The organism is Lentimicrobiaceae bacterium (assembly GCA_028697555.1).
Classification (GTDB): domain Bacteria; phylum Bacteroidota; class Bacteroidia; order Bacteroidales; family UBA4417; genus UBA4417.
The window spans coordinates 1-15,074 of sequence record JAQVEX010000023.1; the positions used below are offsets into that span (position 1 = coordinate 1).

A 15,074-nucleotide genomic window follows, 5' to 3' on the forward strand; every position below is an offset into this window, starting at 1 on the left:
TAGTAATCTACAACGTATTGGGTGCTAAAGTGGTTGAAAAATCAGTGAAAGGTATGAACGAATTTACAGTGAACACAAGCAAATTTGCTCCTGGTGCGTACAGCATCAAGTTCATTGCTAAAGACGGAAATACATTTACTCGTAAGTTTGTAGTTACCAAGTAATCCTTAATTGGAGATTCTAAACAAAAAAAAGCCCCGCACATGCGGGGCTTTTTTTGTGGTTGGTGGTCGGTGGTGAGTGATGAGTGGTGCAAGTTTCAGGGCAAAAAGCGAAGAGCTAAAGGCTAAAGGCTAACAGCCAACAGCCCCGAGACTTCGGGGGCTAAAGGCTAATAGCCGATTATAAATTTCATAATTTTCATCGTCGAAGCAAACGAAGATAACTTTTTGTACACTCTTATATTCGAAATTTTTTATGGCATTTATTGCTATCTCGGCGGCTTGCTGTTTTGGAAATCGGTAAACACCGGTACTAATATTGGGGAAAGCAATTGTTTTTAATTGATATTTTTCTGCCAACACTAGTGAATTGATATAACAATTGCTAAGAAGTCGGTTTTGCGTATCGTCGTCATAATGCTGATAAATAGGTCCGACTGTATGAATAACAAATCTTGCAGGTAAATTATATCCTTTGGTTATCTTAGCTTCTCCGGTTTGGCAACCGTTTAAAGTTCGACATTCTTCTACAAGTTGTCTGCCTGCTGCTCTGTGAATAGCACCATCAACACCTCCGCCTCCTAAAAGGGTACTGTTTGCAGCATTAACTATAGCATCAACAGATAATTGAGTGATGTCGCCTTTTATTAATTCTATTTTTATCAATTTTTTAATAATAATACGGTTTGAAAACAATTCCCAATGTTATTGGATATATGTCAAGTCCTTTATTTTCTTGGAAAGAAGGCACTATTTGATACGCAGCTTTAAGTCCTATTCCCTTGTATCCCAAAATAACAAAAGGTCCGTAACGCATTTTATTTGTATGTTCGAGATTCAGATTTTTGTATTTTATGTTTCGACTTAAATCTTCTAAGGATTTGCCTTTGTATTTATATTGCGATTGAATATTCCATCCGATTGAGAAACCGGCTGTTGCATGGAAATCTTTTTTAATTTTAAAATTAAATCCTAAAGGAATATCCACGTAGGTAAACGATAGCTTGCTTTTTCTGACATTGGTTTCAACATCGCCTATTTTTTCAGGAATATTGTACATGTATGGCTCTTTTTCAGAATTGTAGCCAAAACCGGCATTTTTCAGAAAAAGATTGTGAGAAGAAATTGAGCCTCCTAAGAAAAAGGCAATAGAGCCGCTTTTGGTCATTTTAAAATGATAGTGGGTAAATACTTCAAATCCTTGATTAATTGCTCTATTTTTGACAGAATCGGGCATTTTAGCCCAAATATCGTTGTGTATGGTTATACCGGTTGTGAGACGTTCGGATATTTCCTTAACATTGAACATTTGTGCGTAAGTAATAGAAGTAGCAAATAACAATGTAAACAATATGGCTATTATTTTTTTCATATTCAGGCGTTTATAAATTAAACTCGGATAAAATTTTTATTGTTCGTTTATAAAAGACAAAGGTAAAAAAATTGCGTTAATACGTATAAATAAAATTTGTTAAGAATGGTGGTTGGTGATGGGTGGTCGGTGGTTAGTGTTACGGGTTGCGGGTTAGTTATGTCCCGAAATTTCGAAACGAAACTAAAAATCTCCTTTCACTCCCGAATTCTCGAGACAAGTAATCACAATTCACCAACCACTAATCACCATTCACTATTCACCAAAAAACTACTTTTGTTTGGCTTTGAGTTCTTCTAAGACTTGTTTTTCCTTTTCCAATAAAGTGTTTTGATTTTCTTGTTTTTTTACATTTTCCTCTAATTCGTCTTGCATTTTCTTTATTCTTGACTTAAGATTTTCGCCTTCTGAATAAAGCGATTTCAAATCTCGATCAACTTTATCAACAACCCTTTGCTGAGCATCAATTTGATTTCTCAAATCCTGAGCTTCAAAATGAGTAACTAACGAAGCCATCATTTCTTTAACTTTTTCCATAGTTTCAGGTCTGGACTTAGAATCGATAAAATTGTCATATCCTTTGCTAATAAGCAAATGCACTGTACTTGTCTGACTTCTTTTATTTTTTGATGAAACTCTGTAGTATAAGTCTATTCTTTCATCAGCAATTTGTTGAAATACAACTCCTTCAAACCTTTGGAAACCTTTAAATCTGCGACTTTTTCCTAAGTTTGCATTTTTAAAATAATCTTCCAAAACGCTTTCTACAACATCTTTAGAATAGTTGAATTCGGCTATAACTGCCGGCTGATTAGTTTTATTAATTTGAACTGTGCCTTCGCTAACTTGCGATTTTGCGCTTAAAAAGAAAACCAATAATAATGGTAATAACAATAATTTCTTCATGTTTGTAAAAATTTTTAATAACTCAATGAAATTATCAATAATTGTGCCATAATAAATTACAGCCGCTATATGTCGTCTTCAATTAATGTCTTGTTGTTGTATTGATTCATTGTTATTTTGGCTCCGGAAAGTACAAAACTTTTAATTACCTGCACGGCTAACTGTGTTTGCTTTAAAATAACGGGGATTTCCGATTTTTCCCAACGGCTAAGCACATACTGGACTTGAAATCCGCGTGCGTAATTTTTGCCTATACCAAATCTTAGTCGGCTCCATTCGGTAGTTTCAAGCGTTTCTATAATATGATTGAGTCCGTTGTGGCTACCCCCGCTACCCTTGGTTCTGAGCCTGATAACACCAACATCTAGGTCGACGTCATCGGTAATAACGAGTATGTTTTCAATAGGAATATTTTCGTTTTGCATCCAATATTTGACAGCCTTGCCACTTAAATTCATGTAGGTAGTTGGCTTGATTATTTTGAGTAGCTTGTTTTTTAACTTGGCATCGGCGACGTAAGCATGCCTGCCTACGGAAAATTTTACGTCAAGCTCGGCGGCAAGCGCATCGGCTATAAGAAAACCTATATTATGTCGTGTATCGACATATTCGTCGCCAACATTACCTAATCCCACTATCAAAAATTTATTCATGCTATTTTTTATTATTTATAGTAAAATTGTCCCAATCGGCTCCGACGTTAAAATTTTTTCTAAAGCTGTCAAGCTGTTTGTAATCTAAGTAAGAGATGATTATATCTTCTTTTTCTGATGTAATTTCGTGCATATAATTACCTTTAAAATCGATAACAGCCGAATTGCCCGAGTAATACAATTGGTTGCCGTCGGTTCCAACTCGGTTGACTCCAATGGCGTAGGCAAGATTTTCGATAGCACGAGCCTGTAGCAGCTTACGGAACGCGTGGGCACGTGTATGGGGCCAACTTGCAACGTAAATTAAAACATCGTACTCGTATATATTGTCTTTGTACGTATTCTTTGACCATACCGGAAATCTAAGGTCGTAGCATATAAGCGGACAAATTTTCCATCCCAAAATATCTTCAATAAGTTTTTCTTTGCCCGAAGTCATGTATTTGTCTTCGTTGGAAACGGAAAACAAATGTTTTTTTAGATATAAAGAATACAGTCCGTTGGGTTTCATCCAAACAAGAGTATTGTAATAGTTGCTGTTTTGTTGAAGTATTATACTACCGGTAACAACTGCAAGGGTTTTTCCAGCTATATCTGCCATCCATTCAAAAGTATAACCGTCTTTGGTTTCGGCAATATCATGCGGTTTTGTGCAAAATCCGGTATTAAACATTTCGGGTAAGACAATTAAATCAGTAGGCTTATCGATGCTAGCTATTATTTTACCGTATCTGTTGAGATTGGTTTTAATATCTTTCCAAGCTATGTCGGTTTGCAAAACTGCTATGTTCAGGTTTGGGATATTCATTGTTTTAGTTTAGTTCAAATTTTTGAAAAGGTTCGGGTATAACAATGTTTTTAAAGCCTTGACTTTGCAAGTATTTTTTGTAATGCAATTGAGCATCGTAGTCGCCATGAACTAAAAACACTTTTTTTAATTGATTTTTATCTTGGCAAGAAATAAAATCAGCCATTTCTTCGTAATCGCCGTGTCCGGAGAAAGATTCTATGCGTTTGATGTCGGCTTTAATAGTGTGCATCTGACCGAAAATAGATACTTCTTTTATTCCGCTTTGAATTCTGGCTCCAAGAGTGGTTGGGGCGCAGTATCCGACAATTAAAATTGTGTTTTTAGGATTTTCAATATTGTTAGCAACGTGATGCTTAATTCTACCTGCTTCCATCATGCCCGATGCCGAAATAATAACGCAGGGCTTGTTGCTGATATTGAGTTTTTTTGAATCTTCGACGTTTTTTATATAAAAAAGCGAGTTAAATCCGAATGGGTCGTCGTCGTATAGCATAACTTCTGCAACATCGTCGTTTAACGAATGTGTGTGCATTCGGAAAATATCGGTAGCATTGACAGCCAAGGGACTATCGACATAGATATTTACTTTAGGCAATTTGCCTTCATTAAAAAACGTGTTGAGCGAATAAACAATTTCTTGGGTTCTGCCTATGGCAAAAGAAGGTATTATCAGCTTCCCTTTTTTGTTTATACAAGTGTCTAACATAATGTCTAACAATTCTTGGTCTGCGTCGTCCTGACTTGGATGTAGTCTGTCGCCATAAGTGCTTTCGGTTATCAGATAGTCGCATTGCGGGAAAGGTATAGGCGATTTTAAAATACGTGAACTCGGGCGACCGATATCGCCGGTATAAGCTATACGTGTGGTTTTGCCGTCTTCGGTAACGTAAAGCGTTACTACACAGCTACCCAACATGTGTCCGGTGTTGGTAAACATTACCTTTAAGTTCTCATCGATGGTAAATTTTCTGTTCTCAGGCACGCTGATAAACAATTCCATACATCTTTTTGCGTCTTCTCTTGTATAAATAGGCTTAATTGGTGTAATTCCTTTAGCCAAACGGCGTTTATTGAAAATTCTGACATCGGCTTCCTGAATATAACCGCTATCGGTAAGCATAATTGAACACAAGTCGCGGGTAGCATCAGTACAAATAACCGAGCCCCTGAAACCTAAGTTGTAAAGATAGGGTATTAAACCCGAATGATCGATGTGAGCGTGTGTAAGCAGAATATGGTCTAATTTTTCCGGATCGAAACCTAAATTGCGGTTCATGGCGTCGGTATCAAGTCCTTTACCCTGAAACATACCGCAGTCCAACAGTATTTTTTTCCCTTTTTTAGTTCTTATCAGATGCTTGCTTCCGGTAACTTCTCTTGCTGCACCTATAAATTCGATATTCATAATTGCATTGTTTTGTCGAACATATAATCTGTAAAGATAAAAAATTGCTAAAAAACGATAGTATAGTAGAAAAAGTTTTTTGAATATTGGCAATTGCCAGTAGCTGTTTACTAACGCAAATTCATTACCTTTGCGCCCTAAATCTTAACAAATAGACAAAAGCTATGATAAAAATATACCACAATCCACGTTGCCGTAAATCACGTGCAGGCGTTGAATATTTAAACGACAACAACAAAGACTTTGAAACCGTTGAGTACTTAAAACAAACATTAACTATTGACGAACTAAGCAAGTTGCTGAAAAAACTTAATGTACCTGTTTTAGATTTAGTAAGAAAGCAAGAATCGTACTACAAAAGCGATTTAAAAGGTAAAACTTTTACCGAACGACAATGGTTAGAAATCTTGGCAAAAAATCCAAAACTGATTAGACGACCTATAATTGAAACAGAAAAAAAGGCTATCATTGCCGAGGATTTAAGCGTTCTAGACAGTTTTTTTAATTAAATTATAAATAAATTTTAAAAAAACTTTTTTTTACTGTAAAATTATTATCTTTGCAAATTGTATGACACATATTATTAACAATTAAAACTGTACCAAAAATGAGAAATTTGTCAATTATTAGTTTAATTACTGTTTTAGTAGTTGCGTTTTCGTTATCTTTCACTTCTTGCGGAAACAAAGCTCCAAAAGCTGACGCTGTAGAACAAGCTGCAGATTCAACTTTAAATGAAGCTGCTATCATCAACTTAGATGATTACACTTTTGAACAAAAAGATGATCTAGTTGTAGCATTTGAAGGAAAAGTTGCTGAAATGCAAGCAGAAATCGATCGTTTAACTCAGGAATCGGTTGAAGCTACAGAAGATGTTAAATTAGCAAAACAAGTAGAGATTGATGCTTTAGTAGCAAAAATTGAAATCGTTAAAGCTAACATCGAAAACATTAAAAACGCTACCGCTGAAACTTACGGAAACGTAATTGAAGGAATTAAAGCAACTTGCCAACAATAAGCAAACGCTTTTAATCATTCTAATAAAAAGGCTATCGTGCTATTAAGACGGTAGCCTTTTTAGTTTTTGATTTTGGCTATTAGCCATTAGCTATTAGTCCCGAAACTTCGGGACTGAACATAGCCAAGGGCTAAAAGCCAAAAGCTAAGAGCTAACTGAAAACATTATTAAAAACGTTGTTGTTGTAGCCTTTAATTAGCAAATAACGTTGCATTTTTCCGCTCGATGTTTTGGGAAATTGATTTGAGCGTATTATAACAAGTTTATCTATTTTAATTCCAATATACGCATTAAAGACTTTGCGTGTCATGGCGAGCCATTCATCTGCATCAGAGACTTTAATTCCGGATGCGAAAATTATTACTTCTTCGGTATTGCCCGAATAATCGTTGTTGCCAACAATAGCAACTTTTCCGAGTGTATAATTACACATTTCAACGGCAATGTCTTCCAAATCGTTTGAAAAGTATTTTTTTCCGTTCAAAAACAGTATGTCTTTTTTCCTTCCGCAAATAAACAGATGCCCTTTGTAAATAAATCCTAAGTCGCCTGTATTAAGCCAATCGCCTTGAAATGTTTGTTTATCATCGATTTTGTAATAGCCAACTGACACTGCATCACCTTTAACCATAATGTTTCCGACGAGAGCTTCGGCTAATTCATTGGAGTTGTCATCAGTAATTTTAACTTCTACGTTATTTAACGGAACTCCCACCGATGTCAACTTACGGTGTGGCTGATTTTTATGAATTTCTGTATTGTATTCAACTGCTATACCTTCGCTATCCAATGCGTCGGATAGAAACGAAACTATAAGGCTTTCGGTAAGAAGTGGTGTAAATGTAACCGCCAATGTTGCTTCGGCTAAGCCGTAAACAGGCATCATAGCATTTTTGTGAAATTTGTATTTGTGCAAAGTATCGATAAAATTATTCATAATTTCTACCGAAATAGGCTCAGCACCGTTGAGTAAAGCACGCATGTTCGACAAATCCCAATCATGAAGCTCATTGTTTCTGTTTACAAATCTGACAAGTAAATTAAGTCCGAAATTAGGCGAACCGCTGATATCCGCCTTATATTTACTCATAGTGTCTATCCATAGCTTGGGGTTTTTAATAAAGTCGACAGTTTCTATATTAACAACCGTTGCACCTATCAATATTGTAGAAATAAACAAGCCTACTAATCCCATATCGTGGTACAGTGGCATCCAACTTAAAACGTAATCGGTGTCATCAACTTTAAGAGCACTTGTAATGTCTTTGTAGTTGGTAATTACATTTTTATGCGTAAGTAAAATTCCTTTGGGGTCGCCGGTGCTACCGCTAGAAAACTGAATATAAGCTACATCGTTTTCAGTTGAATCGTTATTAATTGTTGCATTTGTCGGTTTTGCAGACAAATTACCATCCAAAATTATTTTATCTGCCGAAATTCCAACACTTTGCAATCTATCGTTATTGCAAATTAAAAAAGGTTGATTTAGTGTGTTGTAGACGCTAAGTACTTTTTGAGTTGCAAGGTCGTTTTGGTCGATTATAATCGGAGCCTGAACGATAGTGGGAACAACTCCCAACACTATGCAGCCCCAAAAAGCGTTGACTATGTTTTTATTCCCTTCGGTGCAGATAATTACAGTATCCGATTTTTTTAGTCCGATTTGTTGTAAATTCGCTGCAACATAATATGCATCGGCTTTAAGTTGTGTGTACAACTGTTTGTCGGCACTACCATCGTCTTTAACGTAAATAATCGATTTTTCCGGATATTTATCCATTATGTAATCGAAATATTTATTTAAAGTACGTGGTTTCATTTTAATTTTTGTGCAAATTTACTTGTTTTGCGTTAAGAACAAAATTGGGGACTGTGATTTTTAGCCCCGAAGTCTTGGGGCTATTGGCTGTTGGCTGTTAGCCGTTGGCTGACTTCTGCCAATAGCCAACAGCTAAAGGCTAAAAGCCAAACGCTCAACCTCGTTGGTAAGTAAAACGAAGTCATCAACACTGAGTTGTTCTGCTCGTTTTTGTGCAAAAGAGCCTTTGTAGGTGCATAAAGGTTTTAGAGCGTTGTGTAGCATTTTTCTTCTTTGATTGAACCCTATTTTTACAACTTGTACAAACAGTTTTACATTGCAAGGCAGCTCCAACACATTGTTTCTCGTCATTTTAATAACAGCCGACTGCACATTTGGTGGGGGATCGAATGCAGTATTGCTGACCTTAAACAAATATTCCATATCGTAAAAGGCTTGCAACAATACACTAAGTATTCCGTATTGTTTGTTTCCGTGTTTTGATACTATGCGCTGGGCAACTTCGTGCTGGAACATCCCGACAAGTTCATCGACCTGATTACGATTATCGAAGACTTTGAACAAAATTTGTGTTGATATATTGTATGGAAAATTGCCTACAACGCTACATTTGCCTTTGAATGATTCTTCAAGATTTAATTTCAGAAAATCGGCATTAATAACATTAAGTTCGGGTAAATTATTCTTCAAATATTCTACCGATTCATCATCGATTTCAACAGCTACGTAATTTTTGAAGGGTTGTTTTAAAATGTATTGCGAAAGCATTCCCATACCCGGTCCAACTTCTATAATATTATCTATATCGTATGATATAGCATCGGCTGTGCTGATTGCAATTTTATGGTCGGTTAAAAAATGCTGACCTAAATATTTTTTAGCTTTTACCTTCACGTTTATGTATTGTTGTTTTGCTGAATTTTTTCCGAGAGCAATCTGATTTTCTTTCTAGCTTCTACTGCGTAAATACTGTCGGAAAATTGAGTTACAAGTTGTTTGTATAGCTCAACTGCTTTGGTGTAATCATTGAATTTGTTTTCATAAAGTTTTGCCAAAGTAAAAAGAGCATTATCTGCCAACAAATCGAAATAATATTGGTCAACTATGGTTTGATACAGCTTTGCAGCAGTATCGTAGTTATTCATTTTCAGATATATATTCGCACTTAAAAATAAGGCATCGTCAACTATAGGGTGTCCGGGAAATGTATTTATCAGTTTGTTCAAAATGTTAAGACTTTCGGTATCGTTGCCTTGATAGTGTTTTAGGTCGGCTTGTGCAAACCTTAATAAAGGCAGATATAAGCTGTCTTCGGCAACATTATCGACTATGCTCATGTACAGTTCCATGGCATCGTTGGCTATAAGTTTTGACGTAGCGCCCCGCAAAACATTTAACTGAGCTTTTGCCCATTCAAATTCGCCGATATAATACGATAGTTTAGCGTTTTTAAACTTAGCTTCGTGTCCTATAGGCTCGTTTTTAAATTGCTTTTCAACTTGTAAGTACAGTAGCGTTGCCTCCCATTGTTCGCCTATAAACAAATAAATATCAGCAAGTTGAAGTTTCGCTTCGGCAACGGAAATCATATCTACCTGCGGAATTTCAATAGCCGTATGAAGCATTTCTATTGCCTCATCGAATTTATTGAAATAAAAAGCATCTATATTTGCAATATGCATCATTGCTTCAAAAGTGTAGCTGTTCTGCCCGTAAGTATCTATGATGTCGTTTAACTCTGTCCTAACCTTATTTATTTTTTTAATATCGTTGTCGAAACTATCTTCGTATTTGAGTAATCCTGCGTAAGCCGAAAGTGTTTTAGATTTAATTGTAAGGCTCTGACTTTCATCTTTTTTTATAAGATACTTAAAAGCTTCTATTGCATTATCGAAGGACTTGTTATTTAAACATAATTCAGCAAATTCCATAACTCTTTCGCCGTCTTCGTTGTATCGCTTGTCAATAGCAATAGCCTGCATAAGAGCTAAATCGAAATCTTTTTGCTGAATAGAAAACCATAATAAAAGGTCGTTATAAATAATTTCGTCGGGATTTTTTTGAGCTCTTTTTAACAAAGTACTCCTCAGCATCTTGTTTTTTTCGCCTGTAAGGTCATCGGTAAGCCAATATTGCAAACGGTTTTTAACGGTATTAAGACTATGAGTACTTTCTTTCGCCAAAATAATGTACTCGTCAATCATATCTTCCCAACGGTTTACAACTTGGTACATAATACCCAAATCTAAGGCAAACTCGGTAGGTTCTTTTAAAATTTTTCTGCCTTGCTCATACGTTTTTATAGAATAATCGAACAATTGCTTAGAAGAAAAAGCTCCAGCCAATCCTCTAATCTGATTTTTGTTGTTTTCGATATCGGCTATTAGTTTGTCGAACTCTTTATAAGCCTTATCTTCTTTACCGGTTTGTAACAAAACATAACCATTATCGACTTTAGCGTTATAATCGTTGGCGAAGAATTTGATTTGCTTTTTGGCTAATTTCAAAATTTCATCGTACTGCTTAGTTTGGTACATTGACGCAACCAAATAAGAATAATAAAACGTACTGGGAGCTTTTTCGTAAAGTTCCGAAAAAATAGCTATAGCTTTATCCCATTCCTTATTGTTGTAATAGTTCATTCCTATTTGCACTTGCTGATTTTGAGCAAATAAGTTAGTTCTTGCACAACAAAAAATGCATAAAACAATAAAAATAAAAGTGCGAAAATTATTCTTGTTCATCTATAAGTGAAATTAACTTATTAGGTCGAAGCCTGTAAATTTTTGCAGAGCTTTCGGAATTGCAATTCCGTTTTCAGTCTGATTATTTTCTAATAACGATGCAACTATTCTGGGTAAAGCCAAAGCACTTCCGTTTAGCGTGTGAGCTAATTGGGTTTTGCCGTTATCGTCTCTGAATCTCAATTTCATTCTGTTGGCTTGGAAACTTTCGAAATTAGATACTGAGCTTACTTCCAACCATCGTTCTTGCGCAGCAGAAAACACTTCAAAATCGTAGGTAAAAGCCGAAGTAAAACTTAAATCACCTCCGCACAAGCGTACAATACGGAAAGGCAGTTCAAGCTTACGGAGGACGGATGCAACGTACTCGCGCATTTCCTCCAAAGTGTTATAAGAATTGTCGGGATGCTGTATTTGTACAATTTCAACCTTATCGAATTGGTGCAAACGATTAAGACCTCTGACATCTTTTCCGTAAGAGCCTGCCTCGCGGCGGAAACATGCCGAATATGCAGTATTTTTAACCGGAAAATCGGTTTGATTTAGTATAACATTGCGGTAAATGTTAGTAATAGGCACTTCAGCAGTAGGTATTAAATATAAATTGTCAAGAGTTACATGATACATCTGACCTTCTTTGTCGGGTAGCTGACCGGTTCCGTATCCCGAATCTTCGTTGACCATAAGCGGCGGTTGTATTTCGGTGTAGCCTGCATTTATAGCTTCGGTAAGGAAAAAGTTTATTAGTGCACGTTGTAGCGCCGCACCTTTGCCCTTATACACAGGAAAGCCTGCTCCGGTGAGTTTTACGCCTAATTCAAAATCGATTATATCATATTTTTGGGCTATTTCCCAGTGTGGCATAGCATTGTTTCCTAAATTGGGTATTACGCCTTCGCTATGGACAATAAGATTATCTTCGGAAGTTTTGCCTATTGGTGTTTCGGGGTGTGGCAAGTTGGGCAATTGCAACAACAACTCCTCTTGCTCTTGTTCCAATTGCTTTAATTTAGCATCTAAATCGGAAGCAAGCTGTTTTAATACAATGGAACGCGATTTAAGTTCAACTGCCTTTTCTTGCTCGCCACGTTTGAATAAAATGCCTATTTCTTTGGCTATTGAGTTTGCTTCGGTAAGGTTTTCGTCTAAAGACTGACGAATACTACGGCGTTGCTTATCAACCTGCAGAAGGCTTTCGACTATATGTTCGGCATCAAAATTTTTGATTTTCAGACGCTCGATTACTATTTGCGGGTTTTCTCTTAAAAAAGATATTTCAATCATGGTATTTGTTTTTGAAAGCTACAAAATTACAAACAATACAAAACTAATTGCAGTAAGATAGTTAAATAATTTAACTTGAAATGTTATAACGTTAGTATTGATAAACTATGCAAATAAGTTTTGAAATACATCTTGTAGTTTTTTTACTTCGATTATTTCAATGCTTTTATTTTTTGGCGATACAACTTTATTGTTATATGCCGAAATAAATATTTTGTTAAATCCTAATTTTTGTGCTTCGGCTATGCGTTGTTCAATTCTGTTAACAGGTCTGATTTCGCCGCTAAGTCCGACTTCGGCAGCAAAGCAAGATAGTTTTTCTATTGGTATATCAACTGCTGATGAAACTATGGCACACACAACAGCTAAGTCTATTGCCGGATCATCAACTCTGATACCGCCTGCTATATTCAAAAATACATCTTTGTTCAGCATTTTAAAACCTCCTCTTTTTTCGATAACGGCTAGCAACATATTAAGTCGTCTGATATCGAAGCCGGTAGCCGAACGCTGAGCATTATTATAAGTTGCAGAACTCACAAGCGATTGTATTTCGATAAGCATTGGTCGCATACCTTCAATATTGGCTGCAACGGCAATTCCGCTGACATCCATATCGTGTTGCGATAGGAGTATTTCCGAAGGATTATTAACTTCTCTCAATCCCTTGTCGGTCATCTCGAAAATACCAAGCTCGGAAGCTGAACCGTAGCGGTTTTTAGATGCTCTGACTATACGAAATCCGTAATTTCTGTCGCCTTCAAACTGCAAAACCGTATCGACCATATGTTCTAAAATTTTAGGACCTGCCAATTGTCCGTCTTTGGTAATGTGTCCTATAATAATTACTGGAACTCCAGTGGTTTTGGCGTATTTTTGCATTTCGGAAGCTGTTTCTCTAATTTGAGATATGCTTCCTGCCGACGATTCAATTACGTTGGTTTGTAATGTTTGTATGGAATCGACTATAACCAAATCGGGGTTGAAACTGAGCAAATGTTGTAGTATTTTTTGAGTATTTGTCTCAACCAAAATATGACAATTCTCATTTTGTATTCCCAATCTATCGGCACGCATTTTTATTTGTCTCTCGCTTTCTTCTCCAGTGATATACAAAATCCTCTTGCCGTCTAACTGTAGCGCTATTTGCAACATCAGAGTTGATTTTCCTATGCCGGGTTCTCCACCTATCAAAACCAAAGCACCTTCAACCAATCCTCCGCCTAATACTCTGTCAAATTCTTCATTTCCGGTTAACATTCTGTGCTCGGAAGTAGTGTTAATTTGGCTGATACTAACGGGTTTGGAGTTTCTATCTATTTCTTTGATAAAATCGGGTACGTTTGATTTACTTTCAATAACTTCTTCTTGAAAAGTATTCCACTCACCGCAGCTATTGCATCGTCCGACCCATTGTGGCGATTGTGCTCCGCATGAACTGCAATAATATATAGTTTTGAGTTTCGACATAAAAATCTGACTATAATTATCCTCCAATGAAAAAGTATTCTATGCCTGCATTAGCAAGGACTTTTGGGTCGAAGATATTGCGACCGTCGAAAATAACCGGATTGATAAGGTTTTCTTTTATCTGGTTGAAATTCGGATAGCGAAATTCTCTCCATTCGGTAACAATAAGCAAGCAATGTGCACCAACGGTGGCTTCGTAAATTGAGTTTGCATACTTGATTTTATCTCCCAAAATCCTTTTTGCCTCGTTCATAGCAACAGGGTCGTAAGCTACAACATTTGCTCCGGCATTAAGTAAATTTTCGATAATAACTAATGATGGAGCTTCGCGCATATCGTCGGTTAAAGGTTTGAACGACAATCCCCACAAAGCAATTGTTTTGCCTTTAAGGTCTCCGTTAAAGTATTTATTTACTTTGTTGAAAAGAACTTTTTTCTGGTCGTTATTGACTTTTTCAACCGCTTCGATAACACGCATTTGATAACCCAATTTTTTTGCGGTATTGTAAAGCGCTTTTACATCTTTTGGGAAACAAGAACCGCCGTAGCCAACGCCCGGATATAAGAATTTGCTTCCTATGCGGCTATCGTACGACATTCCAATTCTGACCATATTAACATTAGCACCTACTATTTCGCAAAGATTGGCAATATCGTTCATAAAACTTATACGAGTTGCAAGCATAGCGTTAGATGCGTATTTAGTCAGCTCGGCACTTGTGGTGTCCATAGAAACTATGGGATGTCCGTTCAGAGTGAACGGACGATAAAGGCTAGTCAATAGTTTTTCTGCTTTTCCGGAATCAACGCCTATAACGATGCGCTCAGGCTTTAAAAAATCTTCGATAGCAGCTCCTTCTTTCAAAAATTCGGGATTTGAAGCTACATCAAAAAGAATATCAACATTTCTTTTTTTAAGTTGTTTGTTTATTTCTTGCTTAACAAGAGCAGATGTACCAACAGGCACTGTACTTTTGACAACAACAAGCAGGTAGTCTTTCATGTACTTTCCGCAGTTTTCGGCAACATTAAGCACGTATTGCAAATCGGCGCTACCGTCTTCGCCGGGTGGTGTTCCTACAGCAATAAAAACAATTGTGCTATCTTCTATAACATCTTTATATTCGGTTGTAAAACTTAAATATCCTTTTTCAATATTGCGTTTTACCATATCTTCCAACCCCGGCTCGTATATGGGAACTATGCCTTTTTTGAGATTGGCGATTTTTTCTTTATCAATATCTATACAAGTAGTGTTGATGCCGACATCGGCGAAACATGCACCACTAACCAAACCTACATATCCACTTCCTACTATTGAAATCTTCATGTGTTAATATTTTTATTACAAAGATAACAATTTGTTTGTAACTTTTGCTTATTGTATAAATTTTGGCTCTTGGCTTTTGGCTGTTAGCCATTGGCAATTAT

Annotated in this window: 14 protein-coding genes; 2 read left to right on the plus strand and 12 right to left on the minus strand. The window is 36.5% G+C overall.

Features of this window, described 5'->3' with window-relative positions; all coding sequences use genetic code 11:
* Nucleotides 1-293: 293 nt before the first annotated feature.
* From PHP31_04940 to PHP31_04965, 6 genes are all read right to left on the minus strand, one after another.
* Entirely contained in the window at nt 294-827 is a 534-nt protein-coding gene (locus PHP31_04940; protein MDD3738620.1) for an O-acetyl-ADP-ribose deacetylase, read from the minus strand.
* A 4-nt stretch (nt 828-831) separates the two neighbouring features.
* Entirely contained in the window at nt 832-1,533 is a 702-nt protein-coding gene (locus PHP31_04945) for an outer membrane beta-barrel protein (protein MDD3738621.1), read from the minus strand.
* A 270-nt stretch (nt 1,534-1,803) separates the two neighbouring features.
* Nucleotides 1,804-2,439: a hypothetical protein gene (locus PHP31_04950; protein MDD3738622.1), complete on the minus strand. Its 636-nt coding sequence runs from the start codon at nt 2,437-2,439 to the stop codon at nt 1,804-1,806.
* Between the two features lie 65 nt (nt 2,440-2,504).
* Nucleotides 2,505-3,092: an aminoacyl-tRNA hydrolase gene (gene pth, locus PHP31_04955; protein MDD3738623.1), complete on the minus strand. Its 588-nt coding sequence runs from the start codon at nt 3,090-3,092 to the stop codon at nt 2,505-2,507.
* A 1-nt stretch (nt 3,093) separates the two neighbouring features.
* Nucleotides 3,094-3,900, minus strand: coding sequence for a nitrilase family protein (locus PHP31_04960; protein ID MDD3738624.1), 807 nt, complete (start codon nt 3,898-3,900; stop codon nt 3,094-3,096).
* 4 nt (nt 3,901-3,904) lie between these two features.
* Nucleotides 3,905-5,308, minus strand: coding sequence for an MBL fold metallo-hydrolase (locus PHP31_04965; protein MDD3738625.1), 1,404 nt, complete (start codon nt 5,306-5,308; stop codon nt 3,905-3,907).
* Nucleotides 5,309-5,472: 164 nt separating this feature from the next.
* Here PHP31_04965 and PHP31_04970 point away from each other — a divergent pair, with 164 nt between their 5' ends.
* Entirely contained in the window at nt 5,473-5,817 is a 345-nt protein-coding gene (locus tag PHP31_04970; GenBank protein ID MDD3738626.1) for a hypothetical protein, read from the plus strand.
* A gap of 98 nt (nt 5,818-5,915) precedes the next feature.
* Nucleotides 5,916-6,326, plus strand: coding sequence for a hypothetical protein (locus PHP31_04975; protein MDD3738627.1), 411 nt, complete (start codon nt 5,916-5,918; stop codon nt 6,324-6,326).
* A 151-nt stretch (nt 6,327-6,477) separates the two neighbouring features.
* Here the strand turns inward: PHP31_04975 and PHP31_04980 are convergent, their stop codons facing one another.
* The 6 genes from PHP31_04980 to PHP31_05005 all read right to left on the minus strand — a co-directional run bounded on the left by PHP31_04980 (nt 6,478) and on the right by PHP31_05005 (nt 14,973).
* Nucleotides 6,478-8,145, minus strand: coding sequence for an AMP-binding protein (locus PHP31_04980; protein MDD3738628.1), 1,668 nt, complete (start codon nt 8,143-8,145; stop codon nt 6,478-6,480).
* Nucleotides 8,146-8,277: 132 nt separating this feature from the next.
* Nucleotides 8,278-9,039 (minus strand): 16S rRNA (adenine(1518)-N(6)/adenine(1519)-N(6))-dimethyltransferase RsmA, encoded by a 762-nt coding sequence (gene rsmA / locus PHP31_04985; GenBank protein ID MDD3738629.1) that lies wholly within the window; start codon nt 9,037-9,039, stop codon nt 8,278-8,280.
* Nucleotides 9,040-9,041: 2 nt separating this feature from the next.
* Nucleotides 9,042-10,889 carry a tetratricopeptide repeat protein gene (locus PHP31_04990; protein ID MDD3738630.1) on the minus strand — a complete coding sequence of 616 codons (1,848 nt, stop codon included), beginning with the start codon at nt 10,887-10,889 and terminating at the stop codon, nt 9,042-9,044.
* 12 nt (nt 10,890-10,901) lie between these two features.
* Entirely contained in the window at nt 10,902-12,173 is a 1,272-nt protein-coding gene (gene serS, locus PHP31_04995) for a serine--tRNA ligase (protein ID MDD3738631.1), read from the minus strand.
* Nucleotides 12,174-12,278: 105 nt separating this feature from the next.
* Nucleotides 12,279-13,643: a DNA repair protein RadA gene (radA, locus tag PHP31_05000; GenBank protein ID MDD3738632.1), complete on the minus strand. Its 1,365-nt coding sequence runs from the start codon at nt 13,641-13,643 to the stop codon at nt 12,279-12,281.
* Nucleotides 13,644-13,659: 16 nt separating this feature from the next.
* Complete coding sequence (locus PHP31_05005) at nt 13,660-14,973, minus strand: UDP-glucose/GDP-mannose dehydrogenase family protein (GenBank protein MDD3738633.1); 1,314 nt, start codon at nt 14,971-14,973, stop codon at nt 13,660-13,662.
* Nucleotides 14,974-15,074: the final 101 nt, after the last annotated feature.

Bases quoted from the DNA above. Each gene is read 5' to 3' on its own strand.
- PHP31_04970 (MDD3738626.1), top strand. From the start codon at position 5,473: ATGATAAAAATATACCACAATCCACGTTGCCGTAAATCACGTGCAGGC.
- PHP31_04945 (MDD3738621.1), bottom strand. From the start codon at position 1,533: ATGAAAAAAATAATAGCCATATTGTTTACATTGTTATTTGCTACTTCT.
- serS (MDD3738631.1), bottom strand. From the start codon at position 12,173: ATGATTGAAATATCTTTTTTAAGAGAAAACCCGCAAATAGTAATCGAG.
- radA (MDD3738632.1), bottom strand. From the start codon at position 13,643: ATGTCGAAACTCAAAACTATATATTATTGCAGTTCATGCGGAGCACAA.
- pth (MDD3738623.1), bottom strand. From the start codon at position 3,092: ATGAATAAATTTTTGATAGTGGGATTAGGTAATGTTGGCGACGAATAT.
- PHP31_04990 (MDD3738630.1), bottom strand. From the start codon at position 10,889: ATGAACAAGAATAATTTTCGCACTTTTATTTTTATTGTTTTATGCATT.
- PHP31_04960 (MDD3738624.1), bottom strand. From the start codon at position 3,900: ATGAATATCCCAAACCTGAACATAGCAGTTTTGCAAACCGACATAGCT.
- PHP31_04950 (MDD3738622.1), bottom strand. From the start codon at position 2,439: ATGAAGAAATTATTGTTATTACCATTATTATTGGTTTTCTTTTTAAGC.
- PHP31_04980 (MDD3738628.1), bottom strand. From the start codon at position 8,145: ATGAAACCACGTACTTTAAATAAATATTTCGATTACATAATGGATAAA.
- PHP31_05005 (MDD3738633.1), bottom strand. From the start codon at position 14,973: ATGAAGATTTCAATAGTAGGAAGTGGATATGTAGGTTTGGTTAGTGGT.
- PHP31_04975 (MDD3738627.1), top strand. From the start codon at position 5,916: ATGAGAAATTTGTCAATTATTAGTTTAATTACTGTTTTAGTAGTTGCG.
- PHP31_04965 (MDD3738625.1), bottom strand. From the start codon at position 5,308: ATGAATATCGAATTTATAGGTGCAGCAAGAGAAGTTACCGGAAGCAAG.